Below are 21369 nucleotides of genomic sequence, written 5' to 3'. Positions count from 1 at the left end.
GTGGGCGAACCCGGGCACCGCCACTCGACACGGCCGAACCGGCGTCGGGGGTTCTGTGAAAACCGGCGGCACGTGGAATCCACCTTCGGGGGACGCGGTGACCCGAACAACCCGGGTACTACTACGTAGTGCTACGCAAACTATGCGTGGTTTCACTCGATGTCGCCGTGGGCACCCCCGGTACCTCGCTCAGACGCGGTTGGTGGTTACGGATGTCCGGAAGACCAGGTCAGGTCGGTGTGCTCGACGTCGGCTGCTTCAGCGCGCACCTCGTCGTGGTGGAGGGCTCGTTGTCGCACCCGCGGCTGTCCCACAAGACCCGACTGCGCCTGGACCAGGCCCTGGACCGCACGGGGCGGCTGCGCCGACCGGGTGTCGAGCAGGTCGTGGCCGCCGTCCGCGAAGCCCGCAACGTGGCCGAACGCGCCGGCGTGCGCGAACTGCTGCCGTGGGCGACGTCCGTGCTGCGTGACGCGCCGAACGCGGCCGAGGTGTTCGCCGAGGTGGCGCACCGGACCGGAGTGAGGCTGACCGTGCTGACCGGTCAGGAGGAAGCCCGGCTGAGCTACCTGGCGGCCCGCTGCTGGTTCGGCTCGCGTACCGGGCCGCTGCTGGTGCTGGACATCGGCGGCGGTACGGTGGAGGTGGCCGCCGGTTCCGGGCCCGAACCGGCCGTGGTGGCGTCGCTGCCGTACGGCGCGCGCACGTTGTCCCGCCACCCCGTCGACCTGGCAGCGGTGCAGGCCGACGTGCGGGCGGTGCTCGGTGACGTGCGGGACCACTACGCGGTCGCCTGTTCGAAGGTGTTCCAGCAACTGGCGCGCCTGGCGGGGGCACGTCCCCGACGCGACGGGCCGGCCGTGCGGCGGACCCTGCACCTCGACGACCTGCGGCGCTGGACACCGCGCCTGGCCGCCATGCCGCCCCGGAAACGTGCCCGGCTACCGGGCATCTCCCGCCATCGCGCGGGCCAGAGCGTCGCGGGCGCGCGGGTGGCGGAAGCGCTGATGACGGCCACCGGGCACAGCGAGGTGGCCATCTGCCCGTGGTCGACCAGGGAAGGACTGCTGCTCACCCTGACCGGGACGGGCGACGACGAGATCTGCCGGGTGGCGTGAGGGGACCAGGGAATGCTGGCGTTGTCGGTCGAAGCCCACCGGACGGGATGCGCGGTGGTCGTGGCGGCCGGGGAGCTCGACCTGGCGGGAGCCCGCCGGGTGCTGGACAAACTGGACCGCCTGGTGACCGAGGGGCGGGACCGGATCGTGCTGGACATGTCCGGGGTGGCTTTCTGCGGTGCCCAGGCGATGAGCGCGCTGGTGCGGACCAGGGCGCGGGCGCAGCGCGCCGGTGGGTGGCTGCGGCTGGCGGCCGTTCCGCCGCACGTGCGGCGGGTGTTCGCGAAGACCGACCTGGACCGGCTGTTCCCGCACTTCCCGGACGTGGCGGCGGCTGCGGCCGGGCGGGCGATACCGGATCAGCGGACTCCGCCCGCCAGGGCGTAGCGAGGGGTCCACGACGGTCGGGGAGAGGGGTTCTCGGCGACCTCGGGCAGGCTCTCGCGCCGGCTTGGAGGCGGGTTCGCGACGGGTTCGGGGCGGATTCCCGACGACCTCGGACAGGTCCGGTCGCGACGGGTTCGGGGCGGGTTCGCGACGACCTCGTGGACGGCCCGACGCTCCGCCCGGGCCGGACCGCAACGGCGCCAGGGCGGGTTCGCGACGGCTTCGGAAAGTCGGTGCGAGCGGTTCGTCCGGTGGCCTCCGGCCCCCGGTTCCATGGTCCCACCGGCCACCGACAATTCCGTCGCGGGAAGCTGAGAAGGACCGGAAACGCCGGCGTCGGGAGGTCGGCGCGGGCGGGAAGTGGCTGGTGAAGGCATATCCCCGCAGCTCGGCGGGTAACCCGTTCCGGTGACTACGGTGAGACGTGACATCCCGGCCCTGCCCGATCTCGTGTTCGCCACCGCCGCCGAACCGCAGCGCCTGGCGGGCTGGCTGCCACCCCCGCTCGAACTCGTCGGGATCAACGACGACGTCCTGATCCTGCGCGAGGACAGCCGCCTGGTCCAGGTCCGGCTGGCCGCCGACCTGGACCACCTGGTCCTCTCCTGGACTCCCCTGGCCGACCTTCCCTGCACCGGGACGCTGCGCGTCAGCCCGCTGGGTGCGGGCAGGAGCGTCGCCGAGCTGGAAGTCCACCACCCGGACGAGACGTTGGCCGCGCGGCTGCTCGAAGCGCTCGCCAAAGAGGTTGAGGCGACGTTCACCGCCGGGTGATCATGGCCGACGTGGAGATCCGACCGGCACGTCCCGAGGAGCTGCCCGCCCTCCAGGCCATCGAGGTCGCCTCGGGGGAGCCCTTCCGCGAGTTCGGGATGCCGGACATCGCCGACGACGACCCCATGCCGCTCGACGCGCTCCGCCACCTGCACGTCTGGGTGGCCGCCCACCCGCAGCCGATCGCCTGGGTCGCGGTCGAGCCGGTCGACGGGTACGCGCACGTCGAGCAGATCAGCGTCGACCCGGCCTTCGCACGTCGCGGGATCGGGGCGGCACTGCTCGACCACGTCGAGAGGTGGGCCACAGCGCGCGGGCTGCACGGCCTCACCCTGACCACCTTCCGCGACATCCCCTGGAACGGCCCGTACTACGAGCGCCTCGGGTTCCGGGAGGTCACCGCGTTGACGCCGGGGCTCGAGCGGATCATGAACGCGGAAGCCGAGCGGGGACTGGACCGCGCCGACCGGGTCTGCCTGCGCAGAGTGCCTGGAACAGGCGTTTGAGGGCGATACTGGACGGGCAGACCTTCCGACGCAACCATTCGGAGGCTCCTCAGTGGTCGACTTCGTGCACGAGGCACTGCTCTACCGCGACGCCGAGCAGTTCTTGGCGGGGACGGTGCCGTTCGTGCGGGACGGGCTGGAGGCCGGCGAAGCGGTGCTGGTGGCAGTCCCCGGCACGAACCTCGACCTGCTGCGCGGAGCGCTGGGCCGGCCGGGCGACCACGTCGAGTTCCTGGACATGGAGGTCGCCGGGCGCAATCCCGGCCGGATCATCCCGGGTGTGCTGGCCGCGTTCACCGACAACGCGCGCGGCGGGCGGGTGCGGATCATCGGCGAGCCGATCTGGGCGGGGCGCACCGAGTTGGAGTACCCGGCGTGCGTGCAGCACGAGGCGTTGATCAACACCGCGTTCGAGGAACGCCCGGCGCGGATCCTGTGCCCGTACGACACCAGCGCGCTGGACGCCGACGTGCTGCGGGACGCCGAGGCGACCCACCCGGTGGTGGTGGAGGACCTTCGCCGGCGGGCCAGCAACGGCTACCGCGAGCCGTTCCTGACCGCCGACGACTTCAACCGGCCGCTGCCCGCGCCGCCGCCGGACGCGATCACGCACCGCTTCGACCTGGACGGGCTGGTGCTCGGGCGCCGCATGGTCGCGTCGTTCGCGATGGACGCCGGGCTGTCCGAGGACCAGGTGGAGGACCTCGTCATCGCGGTGAACGAGCTGGCCACCAACAGCGTCGTCTACGCGGGCGGGGCCGGCACGTTGCTGCTGTGGCGGGACGGCCCGACCGTCGTGTGCGAGGTCCGCGACCAGGGGCGGATGGACGACCCGATGCTGGGCCGCCGCAACCCCGGACCGGCCGCACGCGGCGGGTACGGGGTGATGCTGGTGAACCTGCTGTGCGACCTCGTCCGCGTGCACACCCACGAGCACGGCACGTCGATCCGCGTGTTCGTCTCCGCCGCCTGACGCGCCACCGACGCCATCGGATCGCCGCAGCGGTCCGGAAACCGGCCGCCCCGCACCACCCCCGGCGGGCAGAATCGACCAGGTGACCTCAGCCCTCCTGCTCGCGCACGGCGCCGGCGGCACCGTGCGCGCGAACTTCAGCCCGGTGATCCCCGCCCTGGCCCGCAAGCGCCCGGTGTTCTCGGTGGACTTCCCCGGTTCCGGCACCACGCCGCGCGCCACGGAGCCGCTGGAACTGGACGACCTGGCCGACCGACTGGTGGACGCGGCGGGCGGCGCTGCCCGGTTCGCGGTCCTCGGCTACTCGATGGGGTGCGCGGTCGCGGTGCGGGCCGCCCTGCGGTATCCCGAACGGGTCTCCGCCCTCGTCCTCACCGCCGGGTTCGTCCGGATCGACGACGAGACGCGGGCCCGCACCGAGAAGTGGCGGCGGCTGTTGGGCGGCGACCGGCGGGAGCTGGCCCGGTTCATCATGTCGGTGGTGCTGGGCGAGCCGTTCCGGCGCGCCATGACCCCCGAGCAGGAGGACGGCTTCCTGGAGATCGTGGCGCTGACCCTGCCGACCGGCGTGGACGAGCAGGTGGACCTGGTGCAGCGGATCGACCTGACCGCCGACCTGCCGCGGTTGGCCGTGCCGACCCTCGTCATCGGCACCAAGCACGACCGCCTGATCACCCCGGCGTCGACCCGCGCCCTGGCCGACGCGATCCCCGGCGCCCGCTGGGCGGAACTGGACAGCGGCCACGCGCCCGCGCTGGAGGCCCCGGCGGAGTGGACCCGGCTGATCGACGACTTCCTGTCCTGATCCGGGCCGTCGGCACGGCCGGCGACCGGGACGAGTGATGTCCGCCCGGTTTGCCGGTGAGCCGGTCGGGCTAACCACGGCGGTATGAGCAACACGCTGGTCCTGGACGTGGACGGCACGTTGGTGGACACCAACTACCACCACGCCGTCGCCTGGTTCCGGGCTTTTCGGCGGTTCGACATCACCGTGCCCACCTGGCGGCTGCACCGCGCCATCGGCATGGGCGGGGACAAGCTGGTCGCCGCCGTCGCCGGCCAGCGCGTGGAGGACGAGCACGGGGACGACCTGCGCAAGGCGTGGGAGACCGCGTTCGAGCCGATGCTGGCCGAGGTGCGGCCGCTGGAGGGCGCGCACCGGTTGGTGACCGCCGCGCAGGAGCTGGACCTCGCGGTGGTGCTGGCCAGCTCCGGCAAGCGGCGCCACGTCGACCACTACCTCAAGCTGATCGACATCAGCGGTGTGGTGTCGACGTCCTCCGACGACGTGGAGGAGTCCAAGCCCGCGCCCGACCTGATCGAGGTGGCGCTGAGCCGGGTCGACTCCTCCGGCCGGGCGGTCGTCGTCGGCGACTCGGTGTGGGACTGCGACGCGGCCAAGCGCGCCGGGCTGCCCGTGGTGGCGCTGATGACCGGCGGGTTCGGCGCGGCCGAGCTGCGGGAGCACGGCGCCTCCACTGTCTACGAGGAACTCGACCAGTTGCGGGCGGACCTGACCGACCTGCCGATGGCGTAGGAGGAACCGTGCGGATCGGCTACACGCTGATGACCGAGCAGGCCAGACCGCGTGCGCTGGTGCGGCACGCCGCCCACGCCGAGCGGGTCGGGTTCGACTTCGAGGTGATGAGCGACCACTACAACCCCTGGCTGGGCGAGCAGGGGCACGCGTCGTACGCGTGGAGCGTGCTGGGCGCGGTCAGCCAGGTCACCGAGCGGGTCGAGCTGATGACCTACGTGACCTGCCCGACGGTGCGCTACCACCCGGCGGTCGTGGCGCAGAAGGCCGCGACCGTGCAGCTGCTCAGCGACGGCCGGTTCACCCTCGGGCTGGGCGCGGGCGAGAACCTGAACGAGCACGTCGTCGGGCGGGGCTGGCCTCCGGTGAACGTGCGGCACGAGATGCTGCGGGAGGCCGTGGAGATCATCTCGCTGCTGTTCGACGGCGGGTACGTCAACTACGCGGGCAGCCACTTCCGGGTCGACTCGGCGAAGCTGTGGGACCTGCCCGAGCAGCGGGTGCCGGTGGCGGTGGCGGTGTCCGGCAGCCAGTCGGTGCAGACGTTCGCGCCGCTGGCGGACGCGATGGTGGCGGTGGAGCCGGACGCGGAGCTCAGCCAGAGCTGGGACGTGTTCCAGGGCGGCGAGTCGCGCAAGATCGGCCAGCTGCCGGTGTGCTGGGATCCGGACCGGGACAAGGCGGTGGCCCGGGCGCACGAGCAGTTCCGCTGGTTCGCGGGCGGCTGGAAGGTCAACGCCGAGCTGCCCGGCCCGTCCGGGTTCGCGGCCGCCACCCAGTTCGTGCGGCCGGAGGACGTGGCGGACAAGATCCCGTGCGGACCGGAGGTCGGGCCGATCGTGGACGCGGCGAAGGCGTTCGCCGACGCCGGGTTCACCGACCTGGCGCTGGTCCAGATCGGCGGCGACCACCAGGACGGGTTCCTTGACTTCGCGCAGCAGGAACTGCTGCCCGCCCTGCGCTGAACTCCCGCCTGTGCGCCGACTCCCCGGCGCCGACTCCCCCAGCGCTGACCGTCCCTGCGCTGACGACCGCTGCCGCCGCGGCGCCGGCAGCCCTCAGCCCTTGCCCACGGCCGTGCGCGGCTTCGGCGAGTGGGGCTGATTCGGCACGTGGGTCGGGCTCGGCACGTCGGTGGGCGTCCGGTGCTCCTTCGACGGCTTGCCGGCGGCCGGCGGCTCCTGTTGCCCCGCCTCACCCTGCTCGCCGCCGTCCTCCCGGCTCTGCCCGCTGCCCTCGTCCCCGGCCCGTTCGCCCTCGGAGTGCCCGGCGACCTGCGTCGTGACGCCCACCCCGGTCGAGCCCCGCTGCTCGACCATGGTCACGGTCGACGGCGTCTGGGTGACCACCACGGTGACCGGCGTCGGGTCGGGCCCGTCGAACTGCTGCCGGGAGTCCGACGGCGGTGTGCTGCCGAGGTGGACCGCCACCACCACCGCGGCCACACCGAGCACGGCGGCAACCCCGCCGAGCAGCAGCACGGGTCTGCGCCGGGACCGCACGGGCCCCACGTCGGGCTCCGGTCCGGCCACGACCACGGGCACGGCCGGCGACCGCTCGGCCACCTCCACGCCGGTCAGCGGTGCCGCCCCGACGCTGGCCCGCTCGGCGACGGCGAGCAGCCGGGCGCACTCCTCGGCGGTGGGACGGCGGGAGGGCAGCGACTCCGTCATCGCGGTCAGCACGTCGCCCCACGGGTCGGGCAGGTTCGCCGGGATGCGCGGCTCGCGGTGCAGCCGGGCCAGCGCCGCCTCGGTGTCGCCACCGGGGTACTCCGGCCGGCCGGTGAGGCACTCCAGCAGCACCAGGCCGAGCGCGTAGATGTCGGCGGGCGGTCCGACCTCGTTGCCGCGCACCTGTTCGGGCGCGAGGTAACCGGCCGTCCCGACCAGCATCCCGGACCTGGTCACGCGAGTGACCTGGGCTTGCAGCGCGAGCCCGAAGTCGGCCAGGTAGGCGCGGCGCTCACCCGGTTCGAGCAGGATGTTGGACGGCTTGACGTCCCGGTGCACCACGTCGTGCCGGTGCACGTGGCCGAGGATCTCGGCGACCTGGCCGCCGATCCGGGCCACCACCTCGGGGGCCAGCGGCTCGCGCATCCGCCGGCGCAGCGTGCCGCCTTCGACGGGCTGCATGACGTAGAAGGGCCGGCCCCGGAACGAGCCGGTGTCGTACACGGCGACCACACCCGGACAGCGCAACCCGGCCAGCACCTGGGCTTCCCGGTCCAACCGGACCTGGTCCTCCCGGGTGGCGGTGCCCTGGAACAGCTTGATGGCGACCCTGCGGTCCAGCTTGGTGTCGAAAGCCCGGTAGACCTCGGCCATGCCGCCCGAGCCGTACAGGTTGCCTAACGCGTACCTCCCGTCCACCACTTCACCGGTCAGGTCGCCGTCCCACATCCGGTTGACCTCCGCTGCTCCGAAAGAGCCATCCGAGGCGAAACCTACCCGTCACGCTCCGGAGTGGGCTACCCGCTTTGCCGTTTCGCGTCCACGTACCCGTCGCATTCCCGTCACAAACCGGCCCGTTTCCCCCGGTCGGGGGATGATCGTGATGTTCGGGTCCGCGCACGACCGGGTAAACCGGCCCCATGACCGGACGCGAGCGGGAGCCGACGCTGGACGAGTTCATCGAGGAGCCCGAGGCGAAGCTGGACCTCTTGGGCGAGGTGGACGGGACCAGGGACGTGGTGGACACCGAAGCCGATCCCGACGAGGAGTACGAGCACGTCCCCGTCGACGAGGTGTGACCGCCGGCGGGGCTCCGGCGGCCACACCGGGCGGTCAGCCCGCCGAAGTCCCGCACAGGGTGGTCGTCGTCGTGGTCGTCGGGCCGGTGGACGGCCCGGTGCTCGGCGGACCGCCCGAAGCGAGCCGGGTGCCGCTGCACAGGTGGGTCTGCACGGCGCCGTCGGGAGTGGGGCCGTTCGCGAAGACCAGGTACCCGGTGCCCACGGACAGCCGCAGGCCGCACGCCGCGCCGCTGGTGGACGTGAGCACGTCCACCTGGGCCGGCACGTCGCCCTTGTACTCCCGGCCCACCCGAACGGCGTAGCGGTACTTGTCGTCGTAGGTCACGTCCGGGTTGTTGACCTCCAGCTCCTCGCTGAGCACCGTGCCGGTGAACACCTGGTCGGCCCGCGCGTACCGCTCGGGCTCACCTTCGCCGGGGATGCAGCTGCACGCACTCGCCGTGCCGGTGAACACGGCGGCCACCAACCCGGCGGCCAACGTCGTCGCGGCCATCGCGTGGGCCAGGAATCTCAAACGAGCCAACGGATCCCCCTCGTGGTCGGATCGGTCGCGTCCGCGCACGACCGGACGCGGTGGTGCGTCACGGGATGGCGGTGGCGCACGGGGTGGTGGGCGGCGTGCTGGTGCCGGACCCCGGCGTGGTGGTCGGCGGGCCACCGGAGGCGAGTCGGGTGCCGCTGCACTGGTTGGAATCCACTTGGCGGTCGCTGCTGTCGCCGTGCGCGAACACCAGGTACTTCGTACCCGGCACGAGCCGGATGCCGCACGCCGTGCCCTGGTAGTGGGTGGTGATCTCGACGCGGCGCGGGACGTCGCCCTTGTACTCCTTGAAGACCTTCGTGGTGTAGACGTACCGGTCGTCGGTACCGCTGTTCGGATCGCGCTTGTCGAGCCGTTCGCTGGTCACCAGCGCGACGAACACGTGATCGGCCTTGAGGTACTTGAGCCCCTCACCGTCGGGCAGGCAGCTGCACGCACTGGCGGTGCCGGTGAACACGGCGGTGAGCAGACCGGCGGCCAGGGTGGTGACGGCCGCCGCGTGCGCGAGAAAACGTAGACGCGCCAAGATGTCCCCCTAGAACGGGATGGTCGCGGCGGCACCGTGCCCGAGCCTACTGGCCGGCGTGCAGGGCGAACCAGAGTTCGGCGCGCACTCCCGGCGACTCCAGGGAACGGCCGAGCAGCTCCTCCACCCGCCGCACCCGGTTGCGGATGGTGTGCCGGTGCACGCCCAGCTTCGCCGCCGCCGGATCCCACTGGCCGTGGCAGCCCAGCCAGACCCTCAGCGACTCGCGCAGCTGAGCGTCCAGCGGGGCGAGCAGGGTGGCCGCGTGGTGGGCGATGTCCGTTGCCAGCAAACCGGATCCGGGCACGTCCGCGAAGCCGGCGACGCGTTCCTCCCGGGCCCGCAACGCTTCCCGGTAGCCGCGCGCGACCTCGCCGGCGCCCACCGGGTCGGAGGCGTGGGCGGGGCGGTCGAGCTCGCGGGCCAGCACGACGACGTGCCCGTCGTGCTCGGCCCAGAACCCGGGCGGCTCCTCGGTTCCCTTCGGGAGCACGAAGACCCGGAACGGCCCCTCGGGGGCGTCCGCGACCGGCTCCCCGTGCAGCAGCAGGCGGAACTGCGCGGTCCGCAGCTCCCGGCGCACCACGTCCACGGCGTCCGACTTGGCCAGCGAGAGGGTGAGCAGCGAGGCGGCGGTGTTGACGATGTTGCGGTCGGCGGTGTCCAGCGGCTCCGCGGTGGCGACGGCGAGGTAGCCGGGGCGGCCCAGCGCCTGCATCGCCAGGTGCCGCTCCCCCACCTGCCACGCCGAGCCCGCCGGCCCCGGGCCGAGCCGCCCGGCCTCCGCGCGCAGGTCCGGCAGGTCACCGCTGACGTGCACGGGCTCCCCCGCCCCGTCCAGCAGCGCCGCCGCACCGCCGACCAGGGCCGCGAGCCTGCGCACGACGGCCCCGGTGGAGGCCAGCGCGGCACGGGTGAGGGCGTGCTGGGCCTCGCTGGTGCGGGTGAGGGCCGCGTAGTCGTCCGCCGCGACCGCCCGGGACACCGCTTTGGTGATGGCGATGAACGGGACCTCGCGGGGCACCTCCAGCAGCGGCAGGCCCTCGCGCCGGGCCGCGTCGACCAGCTCCGGCGGCACGTGGGCGTGGCTGAGCCCGGTGCCGAAGCCGAGGCCGACCGCGCCGGCGGCCACCAGCCGGCGCACGTAGGAGCGGTGGGGGCCGAGGGCGATGCCGGTGGTCAGCAGCAGCTCGCCGCCCGCCAGGAACGGCGTGGGGTCGGCCAGCTCCGTGCTGTGCACCCAGGCGATCGGCCGGTCCAGGCCGGTGTCCACGTGCACGGGCAGGCCCACCTCGCGAGCCAGGCCGGCGACGGTGAGGGGCATGGACACTTTGTACAGTGTCGTCGCCCACGTTCGCCACTTCCTCCACTGGCAGGTTCGGCTCCGGCCACGGATGCTGGACCCATGTCCCGACTGCTCACCCAGATCCCCGGCCCCCGGTCGCAGGAGCTGACCGCGCGCCGCAAGGGAGCCGTCGCGGCGGGGGTGGGCTCGACGCTGCCGGTGTACATCGACCACGCCGAGGACGGCCTGCTGGTCGACGTGGACGGCAACCGCCTGATCGACCTCGGCTCGGGCATCGCGGTGACCGGCGTCGGCAACCCCGCGCCACGCGTGGCCGCCGGCGTGCACGAGCAGATCGACCGGTTCAGCCACACGTGCTTCATGGTCACCCCGTACGAGGGGTACGTGGAGGTGTGCGAGCGGCTCAACGCCCTGACGCCGGGGACGCACGAGAAGCGTTCCGTGCTGTTCAACTCGGGCGCGGAGGCCGTCGAGAACGCGGTGAAGATCGCCCGCCACGTCACGGGACGCGCCGCCGTCGTCGTGTTCGACCACGCGTACCACGGGCGCACCAACCTGACGATGGCGCTGACCGCCAAGGCCATGCCGTACAAGCACCGCTTCGGCCCGTTCGCACCCGAGGTGTACCGGGTGCCGATGTCGTACCCGTTCCGCGACGGCCTCGGCGGTCCGGAGGCGGCCGCGCGGGCGTTCGACGTGATCGAGAAGCAGGTCGGCGCGTCCGACGTGGCGTGCGTGGTGATCGAGCCGGTCCAGGGCGAAGGCGGGTTCATCGCACCCGCGCCCGGCTTCCTGCCCGCGTTGAGCGCGTGGTGCCGCGAGCGGGGCGTGCTGCTGGTCGCCGACGAGATCCAGACCGGCTTCTGCCGCACCGGCACGTGGTTCGCCTGCGAGCACGAGGGCGTGGTGCCGGACCTGGTCACCACCGCCAAGGGCATGGCGGGCGGGCTGCCGCTGGCCGGGGTGACCGGTCGGGCCGAGGTGCTGGACGCCGTGCACCCCGGCGGTCTCGGCGGCACGTACGGCGGCAACCCCGTGGCGTGCGCGGCGGCCCTCGGCGCGATCGACACCATGACCGAACTCGACCTGAACGCCGCCGCGCGGCGCATCGAGGCGTTCGTGCTGCCCCGCCTGCGTGCGGCGGTCGGCGCGGACGGCGACGTGCGCGGCCGCGGCGCGATGCTGGCGGTCGAGTTCGCCGCACAGACCCCCGAGGTCGCCGCCCGGGTCGCGGCGGCGTGCCACGCGTCCGGCGTGGTCGTCCTGACCTGCGGGACGTACGGCAACGTCCTGCGCCTGCTGCCGCCGCTGGTCATCCCGGACGACCTGCTGGCCGAGGGCGTAGCCGTGCTGGAGAAGGCCATCACCGAAGGAGTTGGGCGATGAACACCCCGTACTGGGTAGCGGGCCAGGCCGCGTCGAGCGACGACGTGCTGGAGGTGCGCAGCCCCCACGACGGAGCGCTCGCGGGCACCACGTCGAACGCCTCGGCGGCGGACGTGGAACGCGCCATCGTCGCCGCGACGGACGTGGCCGAGGAGTTCGCCTCCCTGCCCGCGCACGCCCGCGCGGCGGCGCTGGACCACGTGTCCCGGCAGCTGGCCGAACGCGCGGACGAGGTGGCCGCGCTGATCACCGCGGAGTCCGGCAAGCCGCTGAAGTGGTCGCGGATGGAGGTGAACAGGGCGGTGTCGACGTTCCGCTGGGCGGCCGAGGAAGCCCGCCGCTTCTCCGGCGACCTGCAGCGCCTGGACACCGACCCGGCCGCGACCGGCCGGATGGCCCTGGTCCGCCGCGCGCCCCGCGGCGTGGTGCTCGGCATCGCGCCGTTCAACTTCCCGCTGAACCTGGTGGCGCACAAGGTCGCGCCGGCAATCGCGGTGGGCGCGCCCATCATCCTCAAGCCGGCCCCGGCGACCCCGCTGGTGGCGCTGCTCCTGGGTGCCATCCTGGCCGAGACCGACCTGCCCGCGGGCTCCTGGTCCATCCTGCCGGTGCCGAACGAGGTGGCCGCCTCCCTGGTCGACGACCCCCGGCTGCCCGTGGTGTCGTTCACCGGCTCGGGCCCGGTCGGCTACGGCATCCTGGACCGCGTGCCGCGCAAGCACGTCGTGCTCGAACTGGGCGGCAACGCGGCGGCCGTGGTCTGTCCGGACTGGACGGACCTGGACTGGGCGGCGCAGCGCATCGCCACGTTCGCGATGTACCAGGGCGGCCAGTCCTGCATCTCGGTGCAGCGCGTCTACATCCACCGCGACGTGTACACCCAGGTCTCCGACGCCGTGGTGAACCACGTCCGCAAGCTGAACACCGGCGAGCCCCAGGACGCGTCGACCGACGTCGGCCCGCTGATCAACGAGGCGGCGGCGGAGCGCGTCGAGGCCTGGGTGAACGAAGCGGTGATGGCCGGCGCCCGCGTGCTGACCGGCGGCTTCCGCGACGGCGCGACCTACGCGCCCACCGTGCTGACCGACGTGCCGGTCGACTGCAAGGTCGTGGACGAGGAGGTCTTCGGCCCGGTGGTGGTGCTGGCGCCGGTGGACTCGGTGGACGAGGCCTTCGCCGCGGTCAACGCGTCCCGCTTCGGCCTCCAGGCGGGCCTGTTCACCCACGACCTGCGGGTGGCGTTCCAGGCGTCCAAGCGCCTGGACGTCGGCGGTGTGATCGTGGGCGACGTCCCCAGCTTCCGGGCCGACCAGATGCCGTACGGCGGCGTCAAGGAGTCCGGCACCGGCCGCGAGGGCGTGCACTCCGCGATGGAGGACCTGACCGAGGAACGCGTCCTGGTCCTCACCGGCTTGGACCTGTAACGCCCTTCAGCCGCTGACCGAATCCCGCACGCCCTCCACGCCGATCGGTGTGGAGGGCGTGCGGGATTCGGGGTGAACAACGCCCGTTCAGGTTCTGCCGGGGCGCGGGTGCCTGTGGTTACGGTGGCAGTGGTCGCAGTCCGCTTCCCCCGGATCGAGGTGATCGCCCTTGTCACCTGGCCGATTACAACCACGTCGCGGCGTACTCGGGGTCGACATCGAGCGCTTCGGTGATCCGGCGCTCACCAACGGGCTTCGGCGCGAGCGGCGTGCGGGGATGTACGGCGTGCTGCGGGAGTCGCTCGCGGAGACCGGGGTCGACTGGTCGTCGTGCGTCGCGGAGGACACCGCGGCCGGTGCGCTGGTCCTGCTGCCCGTCGGGGTGTCGGGCAGCAGTCTCGTCGGCGGGTTCCCGGCGCTGGTCGACGCGGCGGTGCAGCGGCACAACGCGGCGGCCACGCTCGAAGCGCGGTTGCGGCTGCGGTGCGTGCTGCACGAAGGCCCGGTGTACGGCGGTCCGTCTCGCGATGGTGTCGAGCGCCGACGCGTCCCGCACGCAGACGCCGGCCGAGAAGGCCGGCTCCGCGCTGAAGGCGTGCAGCGGAACACTCCGGAGCACGAAGCCGACCGGTCCGACTGCGCCAAGGCGGTCACCCGCCGGCTGCTGGCCTCGCCGGAGCTGCGGACCGCACATCGGCGGTCCGACCTGCCGATCACGTTCATGGTGTCGGAGAGCTGCCACCGCACGCAGGACGACCACCGCACGCGGGACAAGCCGGCGGTGCACTACCGCGAGGTGCGAATGTCACTCGTCGGAGTGGGTGAACGAGCGTGGATCACGGCAGCGGCGCCGACCGGGCGGCTCGGGCCGGCCGAACCGGTGCCGCGAACGCCCGCGGTGCCCGGACTGGCCGGCCTGGGCGAGTTGATCGAAGCGCTCGAAGCGCTGCCCTCGCTGCGCGACGCGGACACCCGCGGCACCGTGCTGGACCTGCTGCCGGCCGCCGTGGCGGGCGCGGTGCCGCAGAACGCGCGCACCCGCTCCTACATCCTCGGCCTGATCCTGACCTGCGCCGACTACCAGGACGGCCTGGGCGAACTGTATCGCGCCCTGATGGAATTGGAGGGCGAAACCGTGTCGATGAGGCGGGTCCGGGCCGCTCTCGGTCACCGGACCGGGCGCAATCTCGACTACATGAAGTAACAGCGATCCACGAACGGGCGACAGAAGATAGTCGTATGTTGGATTTGCGGGAAACGGCCCATCGGAAAGGGGGATCCGCGGGTGATCGACGCGGTGGACGACAAACCGGAGCGGGGCCTGCTGTTGCCGCTGGTCGCCGCCCTCCGGCGGATTCCGAGCCTGATGGACCAGGGCACCCGGAACTTCGTGATCCGACTCCTCGGCAATGAACTGCGGGAGCCGCTCACGATCGAAGATCACCCGAACCCGGTCGTCCACCTCTCCAACCTCGCGGAAGCGTGCAATCAACACCCTGGCCGATTATCCGCATTGCTGCGCGTTGTAGGCTTGTTGGAGCAGGATTCCAAGCCAATGGGCGAACTGCGTCGTCTCGTGAGCGAGATGTACGCACTGGAGCTCTTCGAGACCGAAGAACGTGCGAGGCTCTTCACTTTGCTCGCGGGCGTCGTGGTGCCGGACATCGCGGACATCTACCGCGCGGTCGCCGGCGACGCCGCTCCCGGTCTGCGCGGGCCGACCACGTACGTGGAGGTCTTCAGCGCGCTGGAGAACCTGAACTCCCGCCCGGACGGCATCCCCCGCCCGCTGGTGTTCATCGAGCACGTCGCGGCGAAGGTGCGCACCGAACTCGGCATCGAGCTGCGCCGCTGGGTCGAGGTGCAGGCCCGGAAGCTGGAACTGGTCGACGAGCTGGAGGCGTTCCGGGAGGGCCTGGCCGGCGCGGACCCGGTCGGCGGGAGCACCGCGACGGCGCCGCCCCGGCCGGGCGACACCGCCTACCTGGTGCTGATGCTGCGCCGGGAGGGGCCGACCGGCGACCTGTTCCGGCTCTCCCACTGGCGGCAGCTCGGGTTCCGCGGCGAGTGGTCCCCGCTGCCGGGCGGCGACAAGGTGGACACCCTGGACGGGATCAAGGTGCACATCACTGCGCTCATCGAGCAGACCGAACGGGACTGGGCCCGGTACAGCCCGGACATCAAGGTCGAGTTCGTGCTGGACCGGGAGAACCTGAACCTGGACGTCGACCAGTGGCCGGCCGAGAGCGACGACTTCCCCGAGCCCGTCGGCTGCCGCTACCAGACCGCGGTGCGCAGCCTCGAGCGGATGGCCGACGACAAGTACCTGAGGGTGTGGCGCAAGCGCTGGACCGAGCTGACCACGCGGCTCGGCGAGCACGCGCCGGTCCCGCCGGACCACAGCGTCCGCGCCCGGGACGCGACCACCGCCGGCATCCGCGAGCTGATGTCCGTGCTCAGCCGCCGGCACGACGTGGTCTCGCTGGTGCTCAACACCCCGCCGCACCCGGAACTGGCCGGGCACGACGAGGTCGCGGTCGGCATGAAGGCCGGCGTGCCGCTGGTGATGTGGCACCGCACCGACTGCACCACCACCGGGTTCCTCGACGCGGTCGGCTACCTGCTGCACGACGAGGACGACCGGCACCCGCTGCTGGAGCGGGTGCGCCGGGCGCGCACCACCGCGTTCGCGGAAGGCCCGGGCCGGCACCCGTGCGGCGGGCTGACCGTCCTGTACGACGACCCGATGCGGCGTGTGCTGCCCCAGCACCCCACGCCTCCCGAGGAGGTGTCGGTCGGGTGAGCGAGTGGCACATCTACCGGGGTACCGGCGAGGTCGCCGCGGAGCCGGTCGCCGGCCTGCCCGACCCGCCGCCGTGGCGGACCTTCACCGGGGAGGGCAACGCGACCCGGCCCCGGGACGACGGCGGGGAGGGCGCGCGCAAGGTCGGCGGGGTGCCCAGCGTGCCGCGCAAACCCGCGCCGATGGAGGTCGCGATGGTCAACGCGGCCATCCACCTGCGACGCCCGCTGCTGGTCACCGGCGCGCCGGGGATCGGCAAGTCGGCCCTGGCCTACCTGGTCGCGCGCGAGCTGGGACTGGGCCCGGTGCTGCGCTGGCCGATCGCCAGCCGCACCACCCTCGCCGACGGCCTGTACCTGTACGACGCCATCGCCCGCGTGCAGGCGGCGAGCGCCCAGCGCGCGGAGCCCGACATCGGCGAGTACATCCACCTCGGAGCGCTCGGCACCGCCCTGCTGGCGAGCGACCTGCCGCGGGTGCTGCTGATCGACGAGCTGGACAAGGGCGACATCGACCTGCCCAACGACCTGCTCAACACGTTCGAGGAGGGCGAGTACACGATCCCCGAGCTGGTCCGGTACGCCCGGATCCAACCGGAGGTCACCGTGCTGACCGCCGACGTCGGGCACAGCGCCACGGTGCGCGACGGGAGGGTGCGCTGCCGGGCGTTCCCCGTCGTGGTCATCACCAGCAACGGCGAGCGGGAGTTCCCGCCCGCCTTCCTGCGCCGCTGCCTCACGCTGCGGATCGAGCCGCCGGACCGCGAGCAGCTCGCCACCATGGTCGCCGCGCACTTCGGCGGCGAGCACGGCCTGGACATCGGCCGGCTCATCGACGACTTCCAGCAGCGCAGCGCCGAGGTCGGCCCGCTGGCCGCCGACCAGTTCCTCAACGCGGTGGAACTGGCGACCCGCCTCGCCACGTCCGGCGCCTACACCCCGGACGGTGAGTGGCGGGACCTGCTCCACGCCATCTGGCATCCCCTTTCGGCGGAGCGGGAATGACCCGATCGCGTGACAGGGCCGCGGTGCGGGACGTGCTGCTCCAGCATTGGGAGGCAGCCGGGGACCGAGAGCGCCGGCTGGGCACCGCGGACCTGGACCTCCGCGAGGTCCGGGACTCGCTCTGGCTCGCCGCCAGGCTGCACCGCACCGCCGACCGGACCGCGTCCACCGTTCCGCCGCCACCCCCGACCCCGCCGGCGGAACGGGAACCGGCGCCCGCGGCCGAGCCACCGCCACGCGAGGAGGCTGCCACGGAACCCGATCCCACCGAACGGGCCTCCCCGGAGCCGCCGGACGGGCACGGCCGGCCGCAGGGGTGGACCGCGAGCGCGCTGTCGCTGCCGTCCGCCGAACCGGTCGCGGACGGGACGGCGGGGCACCGGGCGGTGGTGGCGGCGCCGACCGTGCCGGGCCTGCCGGAGCAGCGCGGGATCAGCCGGGCGCTGCGCCCGTTGGGCCGGCCGCACCCCTCGCCGTGGCGCAAGGTCGTGCACGAGGAGTCGACCGCCGTGCGCGCCGCGCAGGACGGCCTGTGGATCCCCCAGTGGCGGCCCGCGCCGAGTCGCCGGTTCGAGATCGCGCTGGTGGTCGACACGGCGGTGGCGCCGGAGATCTGGCGGTGCACCGCCGACGAGTTCCGCGCGCTGCTCGACCGGCAGGGCGCGTTCCGGGACGTCCGCACGTACCGGCTGGACAGCGCGGCCACGGACCCGGCGGGGCTGACCCTGCGCGCCGAGGGCGGTCGCGAGCACGACTGGCGGCACCTGCTCGAACCCACCGGCACCCGGATCGTGCTGGTGCTCACCGACACCGTCAGCCGGGGCTGGCGCAGCGGCGCGGTCGGCCACGTGCTCTACCAGTGGGGTCAGCGGACACCGGTGGCGGTGGTGCAGACGCTCGCCCACCGGTTGTGGATCTGGGGCGGTCTCGCGGCGCGGCGGATGCGCCTGTCGGCCCCCGCGCCGGGCGCGGCCAACCGCCGGCTGCGGGTCGCCTCGGCGAAAGCGCCGCCCGCCACCATCCCGGTGCCGGTGCTCGGCCTGTCGGCCGGCTGGATGTCCGGCTGGGCCAGGCTGCTCACCTCGCCCGGCGCCGAGTGGATCGAGACCACCGCCGCCCTGGTCGGCCCGCAGACCGGGGCGGCGCCCCCGGAACTGCCCCCGGACGAGCCGGTGAGCGCCGCCGAGCGGGTGCGCCGGTTCCGCGCGTTCGCGTCCGTGGAGGCGGTGCAGCTGGCCGGGCTGCTCTCCGCGACCCCCTTGTCCCCCAGGCTGATGACCCTGGTGCAGCGCGTGCTGCTGCCCGGCTCGGACCTCTCCGTGCTCGCCGAGGTGATGCTCGGCGGTCTGCTCACCAAGCTGCCCGCGGCCGGCGACGGCGCCGGTACCGACGCGGTCGCCTACGACTTCTGCACGGGCGTCCGCAGCGAGCTGCTGGCCACGGCACGCCGGTCGGACACCGCGCGGGTGGCACGGGTGCTGGACGACCACGCCGGATCGGACATCCCGACCCTGCGCGCCTACCGGGCCGCGGTGGACGACCCCCGGACCGGCGACCCCGAGGTCACACCCGAGTCGACTCCGTACCTCCAGGTGCAGGAGGCGGTGCTGCGCGCCCTCTCCGGGCCCTACCTGCCCCGGTCGAAACGCTTGCGGGCGGCCCTGGGCTTAGGCCCCCTGGTCCTCCCGCGCGACGACGACCAGCAGGCGGAGCACGACCAGGAGAAGCCAGTGACCGTTACCGACCCCCAGCCGAGCCCCGAGGCCGGGGCGCCGCCCCAAGGAGACCACGTGACCGCTCCCGGAACCCCGCTTGCCGCCGAGCGCCGGTCGACGACCTTCCAGCCGCAGGTGTGGGGGCCGGTCCCGTTGCGCAACCCCATCTTCGTCGGGCGGGAACAGCTGCTGGAACAACTGCGGGCCAGGCTGAACGAGTCCGGGACGACCGCCGTGCTGCCGGAGGCGCTGCACGGCATGGGCGGCGTCGGGAAGTCGCAGACCGTCATCGAGTTCATCTACCGGCACGCCGCGGAGTACGAGGTGGTGTGGTGGATACCCGCCGAACACCCGGCGCAGATCCGCAACAGCTTCGTGGAGCTGGCCAAGAAGCTCGGGGTGGCCGCGTCGGGTTCGGCGGAGACCGCCGTGCCCGCCGTGCTGGAGGCGCTGCGCCGGGGCGAGCCCTACCAGCGGTGGATCCTGGTGTTCGACAACGCCGACCGGCCGCAGGACGTGCGCCAGTTCTTCCCCGCCGGCACCGGCCACATCGTGGTCACCTCCCGCAACTCCGAGTGGGGCGGGTTCGCCCGACCGGTCGAGGTCGACCTGTTCACCCGGGGCGAGAGCATCGAGCTGCTGCGCCGGCGCGGCGGCGGCATCGAGGACGCGGACGCCGACGCGCTGGCCGAGGCGCTGGGCGACCTGCCGCTGGCCGTCGAGCAGGCCGCGGCCTGGCGGGCGCAGACCGGCATGCAGGTGTCGGAGTACCTGGAGCTGCTGGAGCAGAACCGGACCGAACTGCTGGAGACCAACACCCCCACCGAGGACCAGCTGCCGGTCGCGGCGGCGTGGAACGTGCCGCTCAAGCGGCTGGCGGCCGACCAGCCCGCCGCGCTGCAACTGCTCCAGGTGTGCGCGTTCTTCGGGCCGGAGCCGATCTCGCAGAAGCTGTTCCGGGGCGTGCGCGACGTGCCGGTGCCGGACGCGCTGGCCGAGGCGTTCCGCGACCCGATCAAGATCAGCCGGGCGGTCAAGGAGATCACCAGGTACAGCCTCGCCAAGATCGACCACCGCAACAACGCCCTGCAGCTGCACCGGCTGGTGCAGACGGTGCTCAAGAACAAGCTCACCAAGGCCGAGCAGGACAGCATGCGCCACGCCGTGCACGTGCTGCTGGTCAACGGCGACCCCGGCGACCCGGACACCGCGGACAACTGGCCCCGCTACGCCGACCTGCTGCCGCACGCGCTGATGTCCCGGGCGGTGGACAGCAGCGACAAGTGGGTGCGGGTGCTGGTGATCAACCTGGTCCGCTACCTGATCCGGATCGGCGACTGGGGCGGCGCGCGCGACCTGGCGGGCCAGGCGGTGACCGCGTGGACGGAGCTGCTGGGCCCGCAGGACCTGGACACCCTGGAGGTCTCCCGGCGGTACGCGATCGCCACCCGCCGGCTGGGCAACATCGACGAGGCCATCGAGCTCAACCAGCGGACCTACGAACTGCTCCGGCAGGTCGTCGGCGAGAACGACGAGAACGCGCTGGCGATGCTCGACACGGTCGCCGCCGACCGCCGCTCCCAGGGCCGGTTCGCCGAGGAGCTCCAGCTCCAGCGGGAGGTGTACGACCGGGCGCGGGTGGCCCTGGGCGAGGACGACCCCGGCACCCTGGCCTATGCGCACACCCTGGCCAGCTGCTACCGCCTGATGGGCGAGTTCGGCCGGGCCCGCGACCTGGACCGGGAGAACCTGCTCCGGGCCACCGCCGTGCTCGGTGCCAACCACCGGTTCACCCTGGGCTCGCGCACCGGCCTGTGCATGGACCTGCGGGAGTGCGGGCTCTACCTGGAGGCCGCGCGGGAGCAGGAGGAGGCGCTGGTCTACATCATGGAGGTGCTCGGCGCGGACCACCCGCTGACCATCGGCGCGACCCGGAACCTCTCGGTGGCGCTGCGCAAGGCGGGCTACCACCAGCGGGCCGTGGAGTACTCCCAGGACTGCCTCGCCCGCTACCGGCACCGGCACGGCGACAACCACGTCGACACGGTGACCGCGCAGATGAACGTCTCCACCGACCTGCGCCACCTGGGCGACCTCGACGACTCGCTGGACCTGGCCCGCCGCAGCCACCGGGGGTTGGCGCAGACCCGCGGCGCCCACCACCCGTACACGCTGATCGCCGCGCTGAACCTGGCGGTCACCCACCGCCTGCGCGGCGAGGTGGCCGAGGCGCTGGAACTCGATCGGCGGACGCACGCGAACCTGCTCGACGTGTTCGACGCCGACCACCCGTCCACCCTGGTCGCGGTCACCAACCTGGCCAGCGACCTGGCCGCGGTGGGCGACCACCTGGCGGCCAAGCGGCTGGACGAGGACACGCTGACCCGGTCCGAACGCGTGCTGGGCGTCGAGCACCCGTCGACCCTGGCGGTGGCGCTCAACCTGTCCCTGGACCTGGCGTGCCTGGGCGAGCAGGACGAAGCCGCGCTGCTGCACAGCAAGACCGTGCAGGCGTTCCGGAAGGTCCTCGGCGACGAGCACCCGGCCACGAACGCGGCGACCCAGCACGTCCGGGCCGACTGCGACACCGACACCATGCAGCTGTGACCGCGGA

Annotated in this window: 19 protein-coding genes; 15 read left to right on the top strand and 4 right to left on the bottom strand. The window is 73.0% G+C overall.

The features are described from left to right. Window positions 1-212: 212 nt before the first annotated feature. The 8 genes from FHS29_RS16780 to FHS29_RS16745 all read left to right on the top strand — a co-directional run bounded on the left by FHS29_RS16780 (window position 213) and on the right by FHS29_RS16745 (window position 6260). Window positions 213-1118 carry a Ppx/GppA phosphatase family protein gene (locus tag FHS29_RS16780; protein ID WP_184691610.1) on the top strand — a complete coding sequence of 302 codons (906 nt, stop codon included), beginning with the start codon at window positions 213-215 and terminating at the stop codon, window positions 1116-1118. Between the two features lie 12 nt (window positions 1119-1130). Then, the gene (locus tag FHS29_RS16775; RefSeq protein ID WP_184691609.1) at window positions 1131-1505 is read left to right on the top strand and encodes an STAS domain-containing protein; all 375 of its coding nucleotides are present in this window, start codon (window positions 1131-1133) and stop codon (window positions 1503-1505) included. A 417-nt stretch (window positions 1506-1922) separates the two neighbouring features. Continuing rightward, on the top strand, window positions 1923-2279 hold the full coding sequence (locus tag FHS29_RS16770) for an SRPBCC family protein (RefSeq protein ID WP_184691608.1): 357 nt from the start codon (window positions 1923-1925) through the stop codon (window positions 2277-2279). A gap of 2 nt (window positions 2280-2281) precedes the next feature. Next, a complete protein-coding gene (locus FHS29_RS16765; protein WP_221456186.1) occupies window positions 2282-2785 on the top strand; it encodes a GNAT family N-acetyltransferase in 504 nt (167 codons plus the stop codon). Window positions 2786-2837: 52 nt separating this feature from the next. Beyond that, window positions 2838-3758, top strand: a complete 921-nt coding sequence (locus tag FHS29_RS16760; RefSeq protein WP_312864951.1) for an anti-sigma factor RsbA family regulatory protein — start codon at window positions 2838-2840, stop codon at window positions 3756-3758. 82 nt (window positions 3759-3840) lie between these two features. Continuing rightward, complete coding sequence (locus FHS29_RS16755) at window positions 3841-4563, top strand: alpha/beta fold hydrolase (RefSeq protein ID WP_312864950.1); 723 nt, start codon at window positions 3841-3843, stop codon at window positions 4561-4563. Between the two features lie 84 nt (window positions 4564-4647). Next, window positions 4648-5295, top strand: a complete 648-nt coding sequence (locus tag FHS29_RS16750) for an HAD family hydrolase (RefSeq protein WP_184691606.1) — start codon at window positions 4648-4650, stop codon at window positions 5293-5295. Window positions 5296-5303: 8 nt separating this feature from the next. Continuing rightward, complete coding sequence (locus tag FHS29_RS16745) at window positions 5304-6260, top strand: LLM class F420-dependent oxidoreductase (protein WP_184691605.1); 957 nt, start codon at window positions 5304-5306, stop codon at window positions 6258-6260. 93 nt (window positions 6261-6353) lie between these two features. Here the strand turns inward: FHS29_RS16745 and FHS29_RS16740 are convergent, their stop codons facing one another. Next, window positions 6354-7697 carry a serine/threonine-protein kinase gene (locus FHS29_RS16740; RefSeq protein WP_184691604.1) on the bottom strand — a complete coding sequence of 448 codons (1344 nt, stop codon included), beginning with the start codon at window positions 7695-7697 and terminating at the stop codon, window positions 6354-6356. 191 nt (window positions 7698-7888) lie between these two features. Here FHS29_RS16740 and FHS29_RS16735 point away from each other — a divergent pair, with 191 nt between their 5' ends. Continuing rightward, entirely contained in the window at window positions 7889-8047 is a 159-nt protein-coding gene (locus FHS29_RS16735) for a hypothetical protein (RefSeq protein WP_184691603.1), read from the top strand. A gap of 34 nt (window positions 8048-8081) precedes the next feature. On the opposite strand, the gene FHS29_RS16730 is transcribed toward FHS29_RS16735, so the two are convergent. Genes FHS29_RS16730 through FHS29_RS16720 form a run of 3 tightly spaced genes read right to left on the bottom strand, consistent with a single transcriptional unit; the run spans window position 8082 to window position 10441 of the window. Beyond that, window positions 8082-8573 (bottom strand): hypothetical protein, encoded by a 492-nt coding sequence (locus FHS29_RS16730; protein WP_246440423.1) that lies wholly within the window; start codon window positions 8571-8573, stop codon window positions 8082-8084. Between the two features lie 58 nt (window positions 8574-8631). After that, on the bottom strand, window positions 8632-9117 hold the full coding sequence (locus tag FHS29_RS16725; protein WP_184691602.1) for a hypothetical protein: 486 nt from the start codon (window positions 9115-9117) through the stop codon (window positions 8632-8634). Between the two features lie 46 nt (window positions 9118-9163). Then, the gene (locus FHS29_RS16720; protein WP_184691601.1) at window positions 9164-10441 is read right to left on the bottom strand and encodes a PucR family transcriptional regulator; all 1278 of its coding nucleotides are present in this window, start codon (window positions 10439-10441) and stop codon (window positions 9164-9166) included. Window positions 10442-10522: 81 nt separating this feature from the next. Between FHS29_RS16720 and gabT the strand changes: the two genes are divergently transcribed. The 6 genes from gabT (at window position 10523) to fxsT (ending at window position 21362) form a co-directional block, all read left to right on the top strand. Next, complete coding sequence (gene gabT, locus FHS29_RS16715) at window positions 10523-11809, top strand: 4-aminobutyrate--2-oxoglutarate transaminase (protein WP_184691600.1); 1287 nt, start codon at window positions 10523-10525, stop codon at window positions 11807-11809. Continuing rightward, window positions 11806-13233 (top strand): aldehyde dehydrogenase family protein, encoded by a 1428-nt coding sequence (locus FHS29_RS16710; RefSeq protein ID WP_184691599.1) that lies wholly within the window; start codon window positions 11806-11808, stop codon window positions 13231-13233. Before gabT ends, FHS29_RS16710 begins: the two co-directional genes overlap by 4 nt. Window positions 13234-13402: 169 nt before the next feature. After that, window positions 13403-14437, top strand: coding sequence for an effector-associated domain 2-containing protein (locus tag FHS29_RS16705; RefSeq protein WP_184691598.1), 1035 nt, complete (start codon window positions 13403-13405; stop codon window positions 14435-14437). An 81-nt stretch (window positions 14438-14518) separates the two neighbouring features. Next, a complete protein-coding gene (locus FHS29_RS16700; protein WP_184691597.1) occupies window positions 14519-16036 on the top strand; it encodes a VMAP-C domain-containing protein in 1518 nt (505 codons plus the stop codon). Further along, window positions 16033-17040 carry an AAA family ATPase gene (locus FHS29_RS16695; RefSeq protein ID WP_184691596.1) on the top strand — a complete coding sequence of 336 codons (1008 nt, stop codon included), beginning with the start codon at window positions 16033-16035 and terminating at the stop codon, window positions 17038-17040. Before FHS29_RS16700 ends, FHS29_RS16695 begins: the two co-directional genes overlap by 4 nt. Beyond that, complete coding sequence (fxsT, locus tag FHS29_RS16690) at window positions 17037-21362, top strand: FxSxx-COOH system tetratricopeptide repeat protein (RefSeq protein WP_184691595.1); 4326 nt, start codon at window positions 17037-17039, stop codon at window positions 21360-21362. The genes FHS29_RS16695 and fxsT overlap by 4 nt, the downstream gene beginning before the upstream one ends. Window positions 21363-21369 lie beyond the last annotated feature (7 nt).

It is taken from the genome of Saccharothrix tamanrassetensis, from assembly GCF_014203665.1.
GTDB lineage: Bacteria > Actinomycetota > Actinomycetes > Mycobacteriales > Pseudonocardiaceae > Actinosynnema > Actinosynnema tamanrassetense.
Note: the sequence above shows the minus strand (reverse complement) of the source record. Positions and strands in the feature narration are given on the sequence as shown.